Consider the following 19,970-nt stretch of genomic DNA (forward strand, 5'->3'; position numbering starts at 1 on the left):
TTATTTTTCAGGTAATTCTACCGGGTTATTCATCACCGGACGGGCCGGACCAGGGCCCGCCTTGACCATAATATGATCCGCTTTAGGACCATTAGCGGCGTTCATCGCTTGCAGCACACCATTAGGGTTTTTTCTCAACGCCTCCTTCACTTTCTCGAATTCCTTCTCCGTGGTTTTGATCGCCCTCGGCGGCGGCGCGATCAGATTCATGTCATCATCCAGGTCACGCGCTATCGGGGGTACATCTTTTTCATCAACCGCAGGTCCGCTATTCGGTGGCGTAGGGATCGTTTTCTCTACCCCGTCAAATTGAAAGACCACTTCATTTTTTGAGTCGCGGGCATCTACGATCACGCCGGGCAAGCCGTTCAACTTCCATGGCCCCGTATGCACCGGCAGATCGGGGCAATACCATACGATATAATCCCGGCCTTTAAAATGACCGGTGGCTTTCTGGCAATGCAAACCGCCGAAAGTTGCCGTGTCACCACTGGTTTTCCATTCAATGGCGGGCATCGGGCCTGTGACCGCATAGCTGTTGACCAAGAGGTCTTCCTTGGTGACCAATTTTTTCTGATTCGGATACTGATAATATTCGGTGGGCGTACCCACCCCCTTTCTGTTGATCATCGGGCGCCCGTCGGGACTTGCTGCTACAGCCTCGGCAAACGCTTTCTTAAACTGCGCTTTATAGACGACCGCATCATAGCTCCTGTAGGCGCCGTCGCTGTTGCCAATGTACAACACCATGTTTTCTGTAAAGGGATGCGCCCGGTTGGCGGTGTCCTGTACCCACGAATACTTGTAATGGATCATCATTCGCGCGATATCCGTTTTTTGGGCCCTGCCAGCGACGACCGCCAACACCAGGGTTGCGGTGATCAGTAATTGCTTTTTCATCTTCCTAATAATTTTAAGCAATACTATTTTTTACACCTCAGCTCCTAAAAACTTTGGTACGAACACCATTTTTAAGCGGTTGAAACAGCGATATTTGTTATTTGGGATTTCAAAAAAGCGTAGTTTACACCCTAATCACCTGGTTTGGTCACCTAAATTTTTAAGCCGATCCCGGTGTCTTACTTTTGTTGGCATGTTTAAGATCAGGAAGAAAGACTGGATAGCGATCGCGCTCCATATCGCGTTTTGGGCCGGCGTTTTTTACACCGTGCTGTCGCTTACGCAGCCGTATATCAAAATGCGTATAGACAATAATGGTCAAATCCTGGACGAAGATATCAGTCATCCTTTATCGCCGCATATCTTTCTCACACTCGGTTTCCTGATCGTGTTATTTTATAGCGATATCTTCTGGCTGCTAAAGCAAGCGCTTCACTATAAGCATCTATTGATCAGGGTAATTTTACCCGTTGCCTGGTTTGGCCTCATCTTCGGGGCAGATTGTTACGTGAATGCCTTGTTGCCGGCGCCGAAAAAATACGATACGATGGTGATGGCACCGCAGTTCAACGACGATCGCACAGTTCCTGGTAAAGCAACCGACACGGTGAAGAGCCCGGCTGCCCACCCCGGTAATGGTAATGTGATTATGAGACAAGCTGATCATCCCCGACTTGGTGGTCATGTCAGCCGTGACGATGTTCAAAGAGAGGTCGTGCGTCAGCAATCCAGGCCCTTTTTATTTGCAGCAGACGGGTTCTCAGATACCTTATTGTTCATTTTCATCGTTATATTCGGTCTCTCCATAGCCTATTTCTTTTTAAAAGAATGGTCGAGGGTAGAAAAAATGCGCTCGGAACTGGCAGCTGTACAATTGGATACCGAGGTTAAATTCTTAAAGTCGCAGGTGAACCCGCATTTCCTGTTCAATACGCTCAACAACCTGTTCTCCATGGCGCAAAAAAAAGGTAATGACAGCCTTGCCGACGGCATTTCCAAGCTGGCAGGCATGATGCGCTACATGATCTATGAAAGCAACGAAGACAAAGTGCCCTTAGCAAAAGAAATAGCATACCTGGAGGATTGTATCCTGCTGAACAAGCTGCGTTATGCGGATAACGAGGCGGTAGTGCAATTCGGCTATCCTGCTGATACCAAGGGCGTGCTCATCGCGCCGATGCTTTTCATTCCGTTTGTGGAGAATGCCTTTAAACACGGTATACGGATAGGCGAGTCATCCGAGATTACTATTGCTATTGCGATAACCAACTACTATCTGACCTTTACCTGCACCAACACCATTTATAGCGTCAAAAAAATGGAGCAGGAAAAGGGTGGCATCGGCCTGGAGAATGTGAAAAGAAGGCTGGATCTATTATACCCGGGGAAATACGAATTATTTACAAAAACCGATGATAACAGGTATATTGTCAACCTTGGAATTACTTTAGCATGAATTGCATAGCCATTGACGACGAGCCCAAAGCACTGGAGGTGATCGAAAGGTATTGCCTTAAAAGCGACCTGACCAACCTGAAAGCCACTTTTCGTGAACCGGTGAAAGCCATTGAATTTCTTCATAAAGAAAAGATAGATCTCATCTTTCTCGACATCAACATGCCCGACCTGAACGGCATGCAGTTGCTACAAACGCTGGCCTCAAAACCGATGGTCATTTTCACCACCGCTTACAGCAATTACGCGGTGGAGAGCTATAACCTGAATGCCGTCGATTACCTGTTAAAGCCCATTACTTTTGAGCGTTTCCTGGCAGCGGTCAATAAGGCGTTAAACTTTAGTTCATTAAAAAACGAAACGGTCAAAGAAGCAGAAAACGGCACCGTCTTTATCAAAAGCGGCCCACAAACCTACCAGGTAAAGGTGGCCGATATTTTGTATTTGGAAAAAGATGGCAATTATATTACCGTTCACCTGAAGGATAAAAAGGTACTGGTACGGGAAAATATGAGTGACATTTTTGACCTGGTACCGGCTGCAAGCTTTGTGCGGGTACACAAATCATACGTGGTGGCCATCAAGCATATCACTATGATAGAGGTGCACCAATTAACGGTAAGCGGCCAAAAAATTCCAGTTGGAAGCAGCTATCGCGACGACTTGCGTAACCGCCTGGGGCTGGCGTAACCTTCAAGCCGTTCTTTTATTAGACGAGAACATTTAAACCTTTGAAACTGGATGAAGGTCCGACAAACGGGGGACTTGGCGATACCCGACACTTTGCCCCCTATTTATTTGATTATCAACAAAATAGCACACAATCAACTGAAAAAAATTGTCTAATTTACTGATTTTCACCACAATAAATCAATAAATTAGACGATTTGAAGTGGAGCGGCGCGGCTTGGTGGAAATCTGGCGAAACGAAAATGAACAAGTTTTCGTGGTGTTGCCGGATAGCTCGATAGGATGATAGTTTGCTATATTTTTAGTTTGATAGGAAGCTAAAATGCTATCAGTTTTTATTTAGTTTTATGGTATCATAATAAAAAAATGAGTACGATAAACTTACCGGCATACTTTGAAACCATTAAAAAGAAAACAGGGAAGAGACCGGAAGACTTTAAGTTGCTGGCAGAAGAAAAAGGCTGGTGGCTAATGGAAGCTTCAAGCCGACTGTTAAGGCTATGGATGTTTTCAATTGGTTGAAAGATGATTATGGCTTGAGACGGGGACATGGAATGGCCATTTACCATGGTTTGAAAGAGGGTCTGGTTTGATGTTTTTTTGGTTCTGAATTTGCTATTCAGTTTATATTATTTTGTATCTTTGTGGTATAAATAATTGTTCTTTAAGCGGTTTCAAACGGATACAAGGTGAAGGTAGGTACTACTTTCGGTACCCATAAAAGTTTGATTTGCTGTAAATTATTGATAATTAAGAAGTTTCTAATACGAAATACGATCCCAGCGGGATCACAGAGGTCAAAAAAAAGACCACTGATTTTTGGTAAGAGCTTCTTGAAAAAGAAGCTCTTTTTTTGTTCTTAGGCGTTTTTTAGCTAAAAACAAGGATGCCGGTATATCCGCCGTGAGCTTCTTTTTCAAAATTCCAATTAAAATTAAGGCAACTTCAGTCAAGGAAAAAGGTACCCTATTCGGTACCCATATGTTTTTTGTGATTTTTATGAGTACCGAATTGATCAGGTATGCATTAATCTACTTTGTATCAGTTTGATTTTCAGTTCAAAGAGCATGGTTTAACTTAAAAAATTTGAAGGATGAAAATTAATGAAGAGTTGTCGATTTTATTTTGGTTGAAGCGGGATAAGGGTGGAGATTCCGTTAATATTGTTACGGCGACGGGTCTTCTTTTTTTAACTCTTCTCAGATGGAAAAGCGCTGAAGTTTCAGTGGTTTTTCGAAGGTAATCTGTTTTCCGTTATATAACTCTTGCAGCGCTTTCGGAGATAGATTTGAGTGGGTAATTAAAACGGGATCATCACCTTATAAATCCTTTCCATGGTTTTGCAAAAACAATAAACTTTAATGGTTAATACATGACTTTTTTATTATTAATACGGTTTGTGCTGTTTTTGTTTGACACAGCGCTATATACAATAAGTTAAGCGAACCCCGGGGGTAAATAAACAGCACCCGTCTTTATACAGGCGCTGTCTCTCACTTTTAACTGACTTATAAAGAACTAAATAAAGACTTTTTTTAACCTATCAGCCAAACCGCAATTTCCTTTTCAGGGTATTAAAATCAGGCCTGGTTAATGTTGTACCGAAGCCAACCTATTTATTTGCCGGCATAAGCTTTAACTCCACTATCTAAAAATTTCAAATAATTCACCGGGTCGTAATCAGCCCCACCGGGCTGCACCAACAGGTTGCCTTCATTATCCAGCAAAACATAAAATGGCTGCGAGTTAGCCTGAAACTTCGTTGCTTCCAGGTCGCTCCACTTATTACCGATGGTTTTAATATGCCTGCCTTGCAGCGTGGTGGTTTGTTCGTTAGCTGCCAAATCAGTTTTATCATCAACATATAGTTGGATCAAAACATAATCCTGTGTGATACGCTGGTAAACAGTCTTATCCGTCCACACGTTGGCTTCCATTTTGCGGCAGTTAACACAAGCATGGCCTGTAAAATCTATCATCACCGGCTTATGCACCTTTTTGGCATAGGCCATGCCCTCGTCATAATCAAAATAGGGGTTAAAACCTTTGGGCTTATCAAACAGGTTAGCATATTTGTGCACCGGTCCATCATCCGCCGGCTTTGCACCTGCCGAACCCACGGTATACAGGTCAAAATCCTGGGTCGATTGCGGCGGCAGTAATGCCGATATTGATTTTAAGGGGGCTCCCCATAGACCGGGCACCAAATAAATGGTAAATGCAAATACCACGATGGCCACAAACAACCGGGGGACCGAGATATGACTTAATTCGCTATCGTGAGCGAACTTTAGCTTACCCAACAAATAAAGTCCCGCTAAGGCAGCTATCGCTATCCACAGCACTAAAAACACCTCCCGGTCAAGGAAATGCCAGTGATAGGCCAGATCAACGTTCGACAAAAATTTAAATGCCAGCGCTAACTCCAAAAAACCTAACATTACTTTCACGCTATTGAGCCAGCCGCCTGATCTCGGCAACGAAGCCATCAGGCTTGGGAACATGGCAAACAAAGCAAAAGGTATGGCTAATGCAAACGAAAAACCGAACATGCCTACTGCCGGTCCCAATAATGCACCTGTAGTGGCGGCTTGTACCAACAACCCACCTATGATTGGACCGGTACAGCTAAAAGACACCAAAGCAAGCGTGGCCGCCATAAAGAAAATGCCCGCCCAGCCTCCCCTATTGGAGTTTGCATCCATTTTATTGATCCAGGAGTTAGGCAATGTCAGTTCGAATGCCCCCAGGAACGAAGCAGCAAATACAACCAATAGTAAAAAGAAGAAGAAATTAAAAATACCGTTAGTCGATAAGCCGTTAAGTGCATCGGCACCAAATAACACCGTAACCAGCAAGCCGATTATTACGTAGATGGAAATAATAGAAAAGCCATAGATCAGGGCTTTACTTACCCCCGTACGCCTATCATCGCCGCTTTTAGTAAAAAAACTCACTGTCATGGGCAACATAGGATAGATACAGGGCATTAACAATGCTGCAAAACCACCCAGTAAACCGGCGATAAATATGGCCCATAAGCTGCGTTTTTCCTGGCGGTTATCCGTCTTTTGTATTCGTGTTACTTTCTCAGGAACCTTCGTCACTACAGTATCTGCCGAAACGGTCGTAAACTGCACTCCGGCGGTCGAAACGGTATCCTGGCTTAACACCACTGCCGGGAAGCCCACAAATAAGGCTAATGCAGCCACTACGAACAATAATAGTTTAAGTTTACTTAGCATCTTATTTAACCATTATGCTAAAGTCCAGATCTTCGGGGGGCAGGCACTGATGATCGTTACAGGTCATGTATTGTAAAGTGCCTTTTACGGTTACCTGCCCGGCCTTTAGTTTAACCCTTTGCTGAAAAATCACTTCGTGTTCAAAAAAGCTCACATCCATATTAAAAACCTTTTCGTTCCGTGTAATGGGTGTTGGTTCGATGGTCTTACCAACGAGGGTGTATAACTTTGAAGCGGGAAAAGTAAACGTGGTTTTAACAGGCCCGCCCTCTTTCACTGTTTGTGAATAGAGATGCCAGCCTTCGTCAATGGTGGCCTTCATCAATACCACAGCTTCATCTTTACTGATCTTTTTAGCTCCATAACTCCAGTGAACAGGGGTTAATATCTGCGCTTTTACTAACGTGCCGCTAACAATCAGGATAGCGATTATGAGTATTTTTTTCATATGAGAGTGTTTTTATTAGTTGTTTAATCTGCCTATGGGATGATATCCGGTAAATTCTGTTTGGGCCGACACATGATCTGGCCTAACCGGTTCTTCTTTCACCAGATCGGTACTTAAGTATTTCTTATTATCGTCGCACAGCAAGGTAACAACGGTAGTAGTTTCGCCCATTTTTTCACGTAGCCTGATCGCGCCGATAACATTAGCGCCGGAAGATATGCCCACAGCTAAACCTAACTGTTTAGATAGTTTTTGCGCCATAATGATTGCGTCCCCATCACTCGCCTGGATAACGCTGTCTAATTCGCCCAGTTTAACAATAGCAGGTATAAACTCATCGGATATGCCCTGGATGCGGTGGCTGCCCACCTTATAGCCGGTAGTTAATGTTGGCGATTCGGCAGGCTCCAAAGGGTGCACCTTTATTGCCGGGTTTTGCATCCGAAGGTAATTCCCTATGCCCATAATGGTACCGCCTGTCCCCACACCCGCAACTATTGCATCAGGTGTTTTACCGATACTCTCCAATTGTTTCCATATCTCGGGCCCGGTTGTTGTTTCGTGCGCTTCTGCATTACATTGATTTTCGAATTGCTGAGGCAAAAAAACCGTATCGCTTTGGTGAGCCAGATACTCAGCTAAACGTATGCTGCCCAAAAATCCCCCCTGTTCTTTACTGATCAGGATAACTTCGGCTCCCATACTTTTGATAATATCTATCCTTTCCTTACTTAACCAGTTTGGCATAATGATCTTCACCGGATGACCTAATGCCTTTCCGATAGCGGCAAAAGCTATCCCGGTGTTGCCGCTTGTGGCTTCAACAATGGTATCCCCAGGCTTAATTCTACCATTTTTATAAGCATTGTACATAATGTGCAGGGCCATCCGGTCTTTTATACTGCCGGTCAGGTTATAGTTCTCACATTTAACATACACCATACCCGGCTTATCCTGGTAAACATATTGTAGCTCCAGCATTGGCGTGTTGCCTACCAGGTGCCATAATTGTTTGAATTTGTCTTCAAGGTCGGGCGATAATGTATTGATAAGCACATCTTCAATTATCATGTTATCTTAATTTATTTTAGGTAAATATCTATACAGCCGAAAACAAATACAATAATTCATATTATATCCATAAATTTTTTGGATATAGCCGTTTTTATAGTAAAATATTCGGTTTATATGTTTTATATTCGCTTTTATTGTTTGTTTTTTCGCTTGTCACTTAACCTGTATTCATGATGAACGACCTGGATCACACCGATATAGAGATATTAAAGCTTTTGCAGCGGGATGCATCGCTTACCAACAAGGAGGTTTCCTATAAGATCAATAAGTCTATCGCCACAGTTCACGAAAGAATAAGGCGGCTCAAAGAGCATGGGTATATCAAACGGACGGTGGCCATACTTGATCGAAAAAAAGTTAACAAAAGTTTGATTGCTTTTAGCCAGGTTATTTTAAACGACCATGCGGATAGTACCCTTCAGCAGTTCACACAGGAGGTTGCCAAATTTCCGGAGGTGATGGAATGTTTTCAAATGACCGGATCAAGCGATTTTTTGCTTCGTATTGCCACCAGCGACATGGAAGCATACAGCGATTTTTACAACAATAAGCTGGCTAAATTGCCCAATATTACAACTGTGCAAAGCTTTTTTGTTTTAAAAGAAGCAAAAAGTGATACTGCTTATCCTTTATAAGGCCGATCGTGTGTTATTGACTGCACGAACTATCCGGTTTCAATATACCGGCGATAGGTATGCACTATCGCCGGTAAAAAACATTAACTTTTGGCTTTAGCCATATCAATCATCATTGATATTTCATCAACCGCGGCTTCTTTGCTGCCATCAAAACCGGTCAGTTTAAAACGGATGTTACCTTTTTCGTCGATAACAAACTTGGCGGGGATGCCATAGACCTTATAACTCGTTACTACGTTATTGATCTTGGTTTCTGGATTCTTTGTATCCATCAGCACCTGAAAGTTGTATTTCATGCTTTCGATATACGCCTTAGCGTCTTTTGCAGGGGTGGCTGTTTTTTCCCAGGTATGGATAAATAAAAATTTAACATTAGGGTCATTCTTATATTTATCTACTGCCATTTGCATTGCCGGGAACGAGGCCTTACATGGGCCGCACCAGGTAGCCCAAAAATCAAGTACCACTACTTTTCCTTTCAAATCGGCCAGCGACACTTTGTTTCCCTGCAGATCAGTTAAGGTAAATTGTGCCGCAGGCTCCTTAACCATATCTTTAACCAGTCTTTTTTGTATGCTTTCAATTATTCCCTTCCGTATATCCGCCTGGTAAGCTTCCAAGCCAGCCTCGCTGCCTTTAACCTTCACATACAATACTTTAAACAGGTCCGACATCTCCTGGGTTGCCTTGCCAGATTTTACTGCCGCATCCATATTTTCGAACGCCTGCTGATTGCGGTTTAAGGCTACCAATATCTGGGCATAGCGGTAATTAAAATCCGCCCGTGGCGCAGGGGTGATTTTAATGGCCAGTTCTATATATGTTAATGCTTCATTATACTTTTTTTGTTCATACAACATTTTAGCGTACGTACCGCATAAACCGGGATAACCCGACGCGGCAAATTTAGCCGCGTTACTGTTCCCCTTCTTTCCATCGGCGTATGGTCCGGCACTTTCTATTGCCTTTTTTTGGTAGATAGCCGCATTGGTTAAATCACCCGTACTATAAAATGCCTCGGCCAAACCACTATATCCGTTGCCTTTCCAAAAATCTGCTTCCAGCAAACCGGCATAGTAAATTGCTTTCGCGGTGTTCTTTTCTTTCGCATATCGAACGGCGAGGGCGCTACGCACATAATCGTAAATTACACGGTCTTCGCCCAGTGGTAAAGCAGGATAGCTTTCGGGCGGGAATTTCTTCACCCAATCCTGATAGGCAGTCTCCATACTGGCTAAATCCTTAATTTCATAAATAGCTGCCTGCGCTTTGTTGCGTGCCTGCATGCCTTTCGGAAATTTGGTCACTTCGGCTGCAAATATCGAATCGGTGGCCCGTTGGTTTTTCAGGCGATAGTAATATTGGGCGGCAACGGTCATTTCGTTTTCATCGTTACTGGCCGCCAATGATTTTAAGCGGTCATTCAATGTTTTTTGCTCCGCAGCATCTTTCGAGGCTATCAACTTATCCAGTTGCTTCCTGGTGCTGTCAACAGATTGTTTTGATTGTGCCCGTGCGCAATAGCATATCAACGCAAGTGGTAAAACACTTAAACAGGTCACCAAACTTTTGTTCTTTCTCATTCTTTTATTTATTAAAGATCAACTTCAATTTTTAATTCAATTATTTAATAACCGGGATTTTGCGTTAACGATGTATTTAACTGCCGCTGCGCATCCGGGATTGGGAATAAAGCAGACCGGGTTGCATTCCAGGATGGTTTTAATACACTTAGCACGGAGTTTGCCTGCCCGGTTCTTAACAGATCAAACCAGCGGTGGCCGTATTCGCCAAACAGTTCAACTTTTCTTTCCTGCGCTACAGCGGCAAGTAAAGTACTTTGAGTTGCTGCAGTAGTCACTGCCAGCCCTGCCCTGGCACGTATCGTGTTGATATCTGCTGCTGCCCCGGTCAGGTTGTTTTGTTGCGCCCTTGCTTCAGCCCTTATCAGGTATAACTCGGCCAATCGTAATACAACATTAAACTCGTTGCCCGCGCCGGCAGTAGCTGCGGTATAAATTTTGTACTTGTTGATACGGTAAAATTTAGAACCGCTCACAGTCGAATCGACCCAGTTTGCTTTGCGGTTATCGCCTGCCTCAAAGCTGTTGGCAATAGTGCTGGTTAACACGTAAGTTGGTGGTGCTATATTGGTGGCAGATGATGCTGTACGGTACAGCGTAGCATAAGCCGAATAGCCATAATAGGTGGCAAACTGCAATATAGTTTCGGTACTGGTATTGATAAATGCCGAACCGGTGGCAGCAAGGCTATATGTACCCGAACCGATGACAGCTGTTGCCATGGCTTCGGCATTCACATAATCTTTTTGATACAAATATACTCTGGCCAGCAAAGCAGTAGCAGCATATTGGTTAACTCTCGATTTTAAGGTACCTACATAGGTAACCGGCAATAGTCCTTGCGCATCTTTTAAATCGCTCACAATTAAAGCCCAAACCTGGCTGGCTGTAGATCTTGCCAAATAAGCATTGGTTAACGGATCGTTACCCGTTAGTGGCACGCCGCCATAATAGTTAACCAGGTAAAAATTAACAAATGCCCTGAAAAACTTCGCCTCGCCCAATAATTGGTTTTTTACCGATGGGGTTAGGGTTGTCGAATTGGTTATCCCTGTTATCGCATCGTTTGCCTCCAGTAATTCGGAATAAGCATACGCCCAAAAGGTAGCATTTGTATTGCTCCCGATCGAAATAGCGTTATTTTCGATCTCGGTAATTTCGGGCGTAGTTGTTAAGGTGTAATGCAATTCATCGGCGCTTATACCGGCGTATAAGGCCAGGCCTTGTTGCAAACTATTGAAGGAGTTAAATATGCCATAGTTATACAAAGCTATAACGGCTGCTGTGGCCGAGCCATCTGTTGTATATGCCGATGATGCATTTACTTTATTTACAGGTGCGTCTAACTGTACATATTTATTACAGGACGAAGCCATGATCAAAACGGGGATGCCCACGCAGATCAATATCAATTTAGATAAACTATATGTTAATATTTTCATGATGCTCTGATTGATTAAAATGCGCAATTAATACCTAATACCATTGTACGTAACTGGGGCATAGCAATATACTGCCCTGTACCCAGGCCCGGTGCAGCCCCCGAAACCGCAGTTTCCGGATCGTAGGTATACTTTTGTTTAGCCCATGTATACAGGTTTTCTCCCCTGGCAAATACTGATAAACTATTAAAACCTATCTTTTTTGTCCAAACTTTGGGCAGTGCATAGTTAAGATTAACTGTTTTTAATTTGATAAAGGAAGCATCGCCCCAGTTTGCATCAGATGAGTTGTAATTTGAATAGGAGGTTGAACTCACTGTAGTTGCACCGGGATATAAAGCGTTTTCGCCGGCTGTCATCCAACGCTGCAACGCACTTGCATTTTGATTGGCTAAACCGGTAGCATAAGGGTATGATGAAGTGTTGTTGATGTAACCCATCCTGTGATTGAACAGGAAGGAAACATCCAACGTTAAACCTTTATAGGTAAAACTATTGGTAATACCACCGTAATACGGATGTCCCAGTGGCGCAGGAGCCCTGTCTCCTGCAAAAGTAATCGAGCCATCACCGTTCAGATCCTGGTAAGTAGGTACCCCTGTTGCCGGGTTAATGCCGGTAAAGTGATACAACAATATTCCGTTTACCGGCTGCCCAACCAGATAGGTGCTGAATAACTTTGATGGATCGGTAATACTTAAAATAACATTACGCTGAATGGTAAGGTTTGCCAACGTCGTCCATTTAAAGTTTTTTGATTGAATATTGGTGGTGCTTAATTCGAACTCAAAACCATTGTTTTGGATAACAGCCGGGAAATTTGCTGTATAACTGTTAAATCCGGCTTGCGTTGGTACGGCTATCGACAACAGTTGATCGGATGAGCGGTTGCGGAAATAATCGGCTTTCAGATAGATCCTGTCTTTCAGGAATCCAAGTTCAACGGCAAAATCCAGCTTTTTATTGGTTTCCCAATGCAGGTCCGGATTAGGAATATTGCTTGGATAGAGGATCGACTGCCCCTGATAACTGGCGGTTGTGCCTCCCGTAGTAAAATAAGGATCGTATTGATAGTTGCTGATTTGATCGTTACCGGTTAAACCGTAGCTTCCGCGTACTTTACCAAAGCTAAGCCACGCCATATTTTGCATGAAAGCTTCGTGGGTAAATATCCACGCGGCGCCAACGGCCCAAAAGTTCCCGAAACGGTTATTCGCAGCAAAACGTGATGAACCATCACGGCGGAAAGTACCATTCAACAAGTATTTATCTTCCCAATTATAGTTTACCCTGCCAAATACCGCATTGTATTTATAATCGGAATTATTACTGCCGGAGTTAACAATTGAGGCGGCATTATTGATCGAACCAATGAGGGCATCGCTGCTAAACCCTGTTCCGGTGAGAGATATCCCATCCACGGAAGTTTCCTGAAAAGTAGCGCCAACCAAAACATCCAAAGCCCCTTTTGATATTTTCCGCCGATATTCAACCTGAGGTTCTACAATATAATTTGATGTGGTATTATTAGCATACCGCATTGAGTTTGTTGGTGCAGCTAAATTTACATTAGCCGGGTTTAACGATGTTAAAGGGCTTTCTAAGGTTTGCTTCAGACCGGTTAACGAATAACCTAAGTTAGTTTTCAGAGTTAAGCCTGGCAATAAATAATAATACAGATCCATGTTAGTCAATAAATTGGTGGTTGTATTACTATATGGCTTAAGCAAATACGATAATGGGTTGGTTACCGAAGAGTTCCAGTATAAAGTTCCGTCAGCATTATATAAGGGTAAATTGGGTGGCAAATTATACAAGGTAGACAGATCTGTACCTATCAGGTCATTCTGTTGGTAGGTATAATTAATGCTCAGGTTAATACCGAAACGGTTATTCTCGCTTTTATGGCCTGCATTTAAACGGTTTGAAAATGTATTGGCACCAAAGCTTCCCGGAAAAACTGTCCCCTCATGACGGTAATTGGAGGTAAACAAAAAGGTGTTTTGAACAGAACCGCCGGCTACGGAAACATCTGCATTGGTTGTATTAGCCGTGCCGCCTATAAATTTTTGTTGCCAGTTGGTATATGCATTTTGATCCCACACCAACAGATCGGGAGCATTGGTAGTGGTTGCAACTACGCCCGACGCCGCGAATGCCGACCGGCGTAATGCCAGGTAATCCTGCGTATTCAGCTCATCAATAAAATGTGCTACTTTACTTGCCCCCTGGTAAAAATTGACAGCATATCTTGTTTGTCCGGCAGTACCTTTTTTGGTGGTGATTAATACCACGCCGTTTGCACCTTTTGACCCATAGATCGCGGTTGCGTCAGCATCTTTCAAAACATCGATACGCTCAATATCGTCCGGATTGATCATGCCTAACGGGCTGCTTTCGCCACCATTTGCGCCACTTATGCCGTATGCATTTAATCCGTCGGTGGCAGGCACCGATCCGTTAAACAAGGTAAACGGTACACCGTCAACCACATAAAGCGGCAAGGTTCCGCTCCCTATCGAGCCAATGCCTCGTATTTGGACTCTGAAGCCCGCGCCAGGCAGACCATTATTCTGCGTGATCTGTACACCTGGAAGCTTACCCTGCATAGCTGCTAACGGGTTAGATACAGGCTGGTTTTCGATGTCTTTTGCTGTGATCGAACTCACCGAACCCGTATTGAGCGCGCGGGTTGTGGTACCATAACCTACTACCTGAACTTCGTTTAATGTGCCGATAGCAGGTTTCATTATAATGCGGATACCTATTCCTAATTGTTTAACAGGCAACTGCTGCGTTTGGTACCCGATAAAACTGATGATCAGTATATCGTCGTCCCGGTTAATTTGAATACTGAAATGCCCGTTTACATCGGTTGCCGTGCTATTTTGCCTGTCAACCTTGAAGCGTATGCTTACACCAGGTAAAGGCAAACCGTTCTCGTCAACTACCATACCTGTAATTTTGCGGGCATTAAAAACTTCGTTAGCTTTTATAACCACTATCAAATTATTGCTCAGTAATTTATAAGTAAAGCCGGTGTTGTTTAAAACCTGTGTCAATATATCAGCTACTGAAAGATTGGTTACGTCTATGCTAACTTTGTTATCCGATGGGAAAATGTTGTTGTTGTAAACAAATTTGTAAGGGGTGTTTTTTTCAATAGTCCTGATCACCTTGCTTATGGCAGCATCCTTTAGACTCATAGACATTTTCACATCCTGCGAGTGCACCGTTGTTGCCGAAACCGTAAGGCAACTTATAATAACCAGGGTGAGTACTAATTTCATGACAAGGAGAATTTTACTAAAAGGGGAAGTAAAAAAAAGTGCACCTTTTTTTGTGCTTTTTTGCATAATTTTACATGATTTAAAGTTTAACATTTGAAGAGGGTGCCAACGCCAATTGATTAACCTTTCTTCTTTGATATTTTAACTCGCAGAGGGGATACAGATTGTATTCCCTTTTTTTGTGTGAATAATGCTTAGTAAATAATGATTACACTATCCTCCTTTCTGTAATTAAAGTTTGAGGATAATTTGAGCGCTTCTAATACTTGGATGATATCTTCATGATCGAACGTGGCTGTAAAGCGGTAGGCTTTTATAGCCGGGCTTGTGATCTGTATTTTCACACCGTACCATCTTTCCATTTGCAGGGCTATGTCATCCAGTGATGAATCGTAAAATGTTAGTTTGTTTTCTTTCCAATCCGTTTCAACTACCGAGTTGGTGCTTGCATTGGTGGTAATATGGCTGATAGCGAAAGGCTGTTTCACGGTTTTCTGTTCGCCCGGCGAACCCGTAACATTATTATCAATGATAAATTTATTATTAGGCAATAGTACAATGGTGTTTTGATGCAAACGTTTGGCAACAGCATTATTATTAATCGTTATTTCAATTCGCCCCTTGATCAGTGACGCTTCCGTTGTTTTATCGGTAGCGTAAGCCTTGATATTAAACTCGGTACCAATATCTTTAACGTTGATCTTTTTAGTATGCACTACAAATGGCTTGGCCTCGTTGTGAGCAACCACGAAATATCCTTCGCCAATTAATGTAACATCGCGCTTATGAAGATTAAAATCTTTAGATACCACCAAACTGCTACCGCTGTTTAGTGTTACTACCGATCCATCGGTTAGTTTTAAAGTGAGTTTTTTACCTAAAGGTGTATTGTAAGATAAGTCTGTAACCAAAGCCTGGTTCGTTTTGTTTTTTTTGAAAAGGAACAGCCCAAACGCCACGAGCATACAAGCAGCCACACCGGTTAATGTAAACACCAGGCTGTTATTACTTTTGCGGATACGAATAATTTTAACGGGTTCAGTTAAATTCAACACACCGCCAAAGGCGTTTTTAAATGCTTCAAAATCTTTGTGAAAGCTTTCGGCGCTGATATTACCGTTTAATGTATAGTATAAAGAGCGTGCACTGTTTGCTGCTTTTAGTTTTTCAGGGTGTTTGGCCAGCCACGCTGTCCAAAAAGCAACCGCTTCCTCGTTGGTACCTACGCAGTACTCAAGGAAGGAGGTATCGCATAAAAAGTCTTCAACACCAAATTTCGAATAGTCCATTTGCAACGTTTAGCCTATTGATGCTTGAGTTTGCAATTTTTACTATGAAAAAGTGAAAATAATTGATGTTTTTTAAAAACAGATTGGTTTTATTGCCAAAATCAACGCAAAAACTGATCTATTGCAATAAAATTGATAAAAAAAAGAAGCATAGAGTACAAATAATCACTATTTCCCTCCCTGCTTAAGTCGGTTTTGAGTTTTTGAAGCGCATCGTAGATAATATTGTACGCCGTTCTTTTTGAAATGCCACATTTTAAGGCAATTTCGTCGTAATCCATGTTATCAAAGAAGCGATATTGTAGTAGCTCTTTTTGTCTTTCCGTTAACTTACTTAGGCTTTGCTGCAGCCGTTCCTTAACTATCTTATCGGTTTGCAGGCTTGTAATATATTCTTCATAAGGCAACTCTTCCTGAACGATCAGCGAATGTGCAATGGTTTCTTTAGTTTCCCTTAGCTTCTCCGATCTGAACTTTTGAAAGACAAGCGTCCGCAAACAACTCATCAAATAACTTCGTACATTATCCACTTCAGGCAGCCTACTACGTTTTTCCCACAAGGCCAACAGTATTTCAGTAATACAGTCATTAGCGTATTGCCTGTCGCCGGTTAGTTTAATGCCGTAATTAATCAGACCCAGGTAATGCTGTTTATACAGATCGTTTAAAGCTTCATGGTTGCCTTCAATAAATTGATGCCATGTCTCTTTCAAACGCTCCGCCATAGTCCAAATATACCATTTTGCATTAATGAATTGTTAAAGTAATATAACCAAACCTAATTACGGCAATGGCTTTGTACTCGGAAGTTCAAGATTATTATTGACTGGGTCGCCGCCTGCACAATACATAGTACTTGCTCGCATACAGTTGAGTTATATGCTATGAGCGTTTCCACCCCAAAAATTAAAGATGCAAATTCAACCGGATAATCTTACATTGGGTAACTCTAATTGGTTCAATAATCCTATTATGTGTCATGCAACAGCATACCAAAAACTGGATGTTATAGGTATTCCTCTGTCTTTAGAATTCACCTGGCCATTGCTTTTTCTTAAAGTCAGTTGGAGTGCAACCATATTTGTTTTTAAATACAGTGGCGAAATAGTTTGGATTGGAAAAACCGACCATATAAGTGATCTCGGCAATGGTGTGATTTTCGTTATTCAGCAGATATTTTGCTTTCTTCAATCTCCGGTTCAGGATATAATCTGTAATACTGCATCCCATCAATGCCTTAACCTTACGGTAAATCTGTATCCTGGATATCCCGATTATTTTGCAAATATCGTCCACGTTAAATTTATCGTTACTGAGGTTTTGCTCAACGATCCCCGCAAAGTCATTTAAAAACTTTTTGTCAAGACCGTGAACGACCGGTAACTTTTCTGCAGGACTAATATCACTGATAAAATGTTCCTTTAAAATTCCCCTGTTTTTGATCAGATTTTTTACGCTGGCCAATAAAAATTCCCGGTTAAAAGGCTTTGTAATATAAATATCAGCCATGGCTTGTATGCCTGCGATCTGCTGCTCCAGTGTGACCTGCGCAGTCAACAGTACGATAGGTATATGTGAGGTCCTCAGATCAGATTTTATTTTCTCAGCTAATACCTTACCTGAAAATCCAGGTATCACAACGTCAGTAATGATCAAGTCTGGCACCTTCTCATAAGCCTCCGTTAAAGCGCAGTTACCACTTGTGGCGGTATATACCTCATATTCATCTATAAATATTTCGTTCAGGTAGGCTAATAACTCCGGGTTATCTTCCACGATCAGTAGCGAATGCTCTTTGGGCTGACTAAACACGTCAAGCGTTTTCAGGTTAGCTGTTTGCAACTCGTCAAACTGATAATAGCTTGCTTTTGATCTGATATCTGAAAAGTTAAACGATTGTTCATCTTTTTGTACAGCCAATAGGTGGCTGTCGCCAAGAGGTAGGTTCACCGTAAAAGTAGCGCCTTTCCACTTTTGACTTTTTACGCGGATGCTGCCGCCGTGTAACCGGACAATTTCCTTGGATAACGCAAGACCAATGCCCGACCCCCTTCTATCGTTATGTTCAGCCTGATAAAACTGATCGAATATCTTTTCCATTTCATCCGGCGCTAACCCTATGCCATTGTCGGTCACGTCGATGTGTATACTTCCCTCACCCTGATAGATGGAGACAGTCACCTGTCCTTTTTTTTGACTGAACTTGATCGCGTTGGAGATCAGATTAAAAAAAGCCTTGTCCAGCATGTTCGGATCAAACCAGACCCCGATCTCTTTTGCTTCGGTAGAAAAACGAAGATCAATATGCATTTTACGGGCATGCTGACTGAAGCTTGTAACGATATCCCTGATAAATTCAACAATATTGTTTTCGGATACCCTTAACTGCTGTTTATCGTACTCTATTTTTCGGTAATCGATCAACTGGTTAACTAAGTGCAGCAGCCTGCTCGTATTCCTATGAACCATTTTAAGATGTTTCCCCACCGTAGCCGATAACTTATCGTTTTTTAAAAGGTCCTCTAAAGGTGAATGAATCAATGTCAGTGGTGTGCGGAACTCATGTGATATATTGGTGAAAAAATTGAGCTTGGCTTCAGTAGCGGCTTCTGCCTTGACGGAAAGATCGATCAATTGGTTACGTTGAGAAAGGATCTCAGCATTTTTGGCCTCGAGGCTTCTGTTAGCCCTGCGGTTCTCTGCCAGAAAATAAAAAGCCAGGCCGCAGGAAATTACTGTAAATACTAAGGCAATTACAATGACATCTAAAACGGTTTGCTGGTTATTATAAATAGACTCCTGCTCTTCCAGCAGGTTTTTTTCCTTTTCGATATCCCTTTGCTGACTAATGATCCGGTTCCATTGCATTTTCATCAATTGGACATTGCTGGAATCGATCACGAGGGACTCCAGAATGTTTTCCCTTGCGAAAGGTTCCTTGTTCAGGATATGAAAGGCGGTCACGATCGCTTCTTTCCCACCCGTCGGATAAAGCAAGCTGGCATACAGTTTTTTATCAGCAACCATTTGTAACCCGCCTCCCGCGCCAGGTAAAGCATCTATTCCCACCACCTTGGTTTTTTCAGATAAATGGAATTGGTGCAAGATCTCACTTGCGCCTGAAGCCATCATATCATTATGTGCGAAGATGAGATCGATCCCCGGCAGTTCAGCCTTGGCATCCAGCAACCTCGCCTTGGCGTTTACCTTGAGCCAGTCGCCGTATAATTTTGACCGGATAGTCACATTGCTGAATGGTTTGATTCCGTCGACAAGTCCGCGATCCCGTTCGATAGCCGGCGATGAACCAGGCAGGCCCATTACTTCTAAGATATTGATATGGCCTTTTAATGTCGTGCCTATATAAGTACCTGCCATTCGCCCTAACTGGTAATTATCTGCTCCAACATACGCCGTATATAAGGAAGAGGTCGTTTTACGGTCAATCACGATCACCGGTATGCCTTTGTTATAAGCTTGCTCTACGATCGCGGTGAGGGGTCGCGCCTCATTCGGGGAAATGATCAAAAGATCAATACCACGGTCCAACATCGATTTGACCTGGGCAATTTGCCTTTGGCTGCTGTTCTCCGCATCAGCATATATAAAATCAGCTCCCGGATGCAGGGAAAGCTCCAGTTTCATCTCTTCCAGCATCGTTTGTCTCCAAAGATCAGATCCGACACATTGAGAAAAACCGATCAAATATTCTGTTTTTTTATCAACATGCTTGCAGCTAAGAGAACTGGTCATTAGCAACGCCCATAATAAAGCGTAGCTGACCCGCATAATGGATGAAAACTTCAGGCCCATCTTTCAGTAGTTCTTAATCGTGAAAAGTTAGTGCCGCGGCACAGGGAAATTGGTTAGCAAAAAATCTGATCTAAAATTACATATAAAGAATGCGGATAACAAA

At 42.8% G+C, this 19,970-nt stretch carries 16 protein-coding genes; 5 read left to right on the forward strand and 11 right to left on the reverse strand.

The features are described 5' to 3' along the window. Positions 1-900, reverse strand: coding sequence for a GLPGLI family protein (locus tag BEL04_RS08915; RefSeq protein ID WP_066002487.1), 900 nt, complete (start codon positions 898-900; stop codon positions 1-3). A 193-nt stretch (positions 901-1,093) separates the two neighbouring features. Here BEL04_RS08915 and BEL04_RS08920 point away from each other — a divergent pair, with 193 nt between their 5' ends. From BEL04_RS08920 to BEL04_RS24600, 4 genes are all read left to right on the forward strand, one after another. Continuing rightward, positions 1,094-2,356, forward strand: a complete 1,263-nt coding sequence (locus BEL04_RS08920; RefSeq protein ID WP_066002489.1) for a sensor histidine kinase — start codon at positions 1,094-1,096, stop codon at positions 2,354-2,356. Beyond that, a complete protein-coding gene (locus BEL04_RS08925) occupies positions 2,353-3,045 on the forward strand; it encodes a LytTR family DNA-binding domain-containing protein (protein ID WP_066002491.1) in 693 nt (230 codons plus the stop codon). The genes BEL04_RS08920 and BEL04_RS08925 overlap by 4 nt, the downstream gene beginning before the upstream one ends. Before the next feature lie 366 nt (positions 3,046-3,411). After that, the gene (locus tag BEL04_RS24595; RefSeq protein WP_254659559.1) at positions 3,412-3,567 is read left to right on the forward strand and encodes a hypothetical protein; all 156 of its coding nucleotides are present in this window, start codon (positions 3,412-3,414) and stop codon (positions 3,565-3,567) included. Further along, positions 3,546-3,638, forward strand: a complete 93-nt coding sequence (locus tag BEL04_RS24600) for a DUF4287 domain-containing protein (protein WP_254659557.1) — start codon at positions 3,546-3,548, stop codon at positions 3,636-3,638. The genes BEL04_RS24595 and BEL04_RS24600 overlap by 22 nt, the downstream gene beginning before the upstream one ends. A gap of 204 nt (positions 3,639-3,842) precedes the next feature. Here the strand turns inward: BEL04_RS24600 and BEL04_RS24245 are convergent, their stop codons facing one another. The 4 genes from BEL04_RS24245 to BEL04_RS08940 all read right to left on the reverse strand — a co-directional run bounded on the left by BEL04_RS24245 (position 3,843) and on the right by BEL04_RS08940 (position 7,809). Further along, a complete protein-coding gene (locus BEL04_RS24245; protein WP_175404035.1) occupies positions 3,843-3,998 on the reverse strand; it encodes a hypothetical protein in 156 nt (51 codons plus the stop codon). 663 nt (positions 3,999-4,661) lie between these two features. After that, on the reverse strand, positions 4,662-6,290 hold the full coding sequence (locus BEL04_RS08930; protein ID WP_066002493.1) for a protein-disulfide reductase DsbD: 1,629 nt from the start codon (positions 6,288-6,290) through the stop codon (positions 4,662-4,664). 1 nt (position 6,291) lies between these two features. Then, on the reverse strand, positions 6,292-6,738 hold the full coding sequence (locus BEL04_RS08935) for a protein-disulfide reductase DsbD domain-containing protein (protein WP_066002496.1): 447 nt from the start codon (positions 6,736-6,738) through the stop codon (positions 6,292-6,294). Positions 6,739-6,753: 15 nt separating this feature from the next. Beyond that, a complete protein-coding gene (locus tag BEL04_RS08940) occupies positions 6,754-7,809 on the reverse strand; it encodes a PLP-dependent cysteine synthase family protein (protein ID WP_066002500.1) in 1,056 nt (351 codons plus the stop codon). A 176-nt stretch (positions 7,810-7,985) separates the two neighbouring features. On the opposite strand from BEL04_RS08940, the gene BEL04_RS08945 reads away from it, so the two are divergent. Continuing rightward, entirely contained in the window at positions 7,986-8,447 is a 462-nt protein-coding gene (locus BEL04_RS08945) for an Lrp/AsnC family transcriptional regulator (RefSeq protein ID WP_066003579.1), read from the forward strand. 83 nt (positions 8,448-8,530) lie between these two features. Here the strand turns inward: BEL04_RS08945 and BEL04_RS08950 are convergent, their stop codons facing one another. From BEL04_RS08950 to BEL04_RS08975, 6 genes are all read right to left on the reverse strand, one after another. Next, a complete protein-coding gene (locus BEL04_RS08950) occupies positions 8,531-10,033 on the reverse strand; it encodes a TlpA disulfide reductase family protein (protein WP_066002502.1) in 1,503 nt (500 codons plus the stop codon). 44 nt (positions 10,034-10,077) lie between these two features. Then, a complete protein-coding gene (locus BEL04_RS08955; RefSeq protein ID WP_066002503.1) occupies positions 10,078-11,475 on the reverse strand; it encodes a RagB/SusD family nutrient uptake outer membrane protein in 1,398 nt (465 codons plus the stop codon). Between the two features lie 14 nt (positions 11,476-11,489). Further along, entirely contained in the window at positions 11,490-14,765 is a 3,276-nt protein-coding gene (locus tag BEL04_RS08960) for a SusC/RagA family TonB-linked outer membrane protein (protein WP_175404036.1), read from the reverse strand. 194 nt (positions 14,766-14,959) lie between these two features. Further along, a complete protein-coding gene (locus BEL04_RS08965) occupies positions 14,960-16,054 on the reverse strand; it encodes a FecR family protein (protein ID WP_066002506.1) in 1,095 nt (364 codons plus the stop codon). A gap of 101 nt (positions 16,055-16,155) precedes the next feature. Beyond that, positions 16,156-16,779: an RNA polymerase sigma factor gene (locus tag BEL04_RS08970; protein ID WP_066002508.1), complete on the reverse strand. Its 624-nt coding sequence runs from the start codon at positions 16,777-16,779 to the stop codon at positions 16,156-16,158. A gap of 301 nt (positions 16,780-17,080) precedes the next feature. Further along, positions 17,081-19,867: a substrate-binding domain-containing protein gene (locus tag BEL04_RS08975; RefSeq protein ID WP_254659544.1), complete on the reverse strand. Its 2,787-nt coding sequence runs from the start codon at positions 19,865-19,867 to the stop codon at positions 17,081-17,083. Between the last annotated feature and the right edge of the window lie 103 nt (positions 19,868-19,970).

It is taken from the genome of Mucilaginibacter sp. PPCGB 2223 (assembly GCF_001705515.1).
Taxonomy (GTDB): Bacteria; Bacteroidota; Bacteroidia; order Sphingobacteriales; family Sphingobacteriaceae; genus Mucilaginibacter.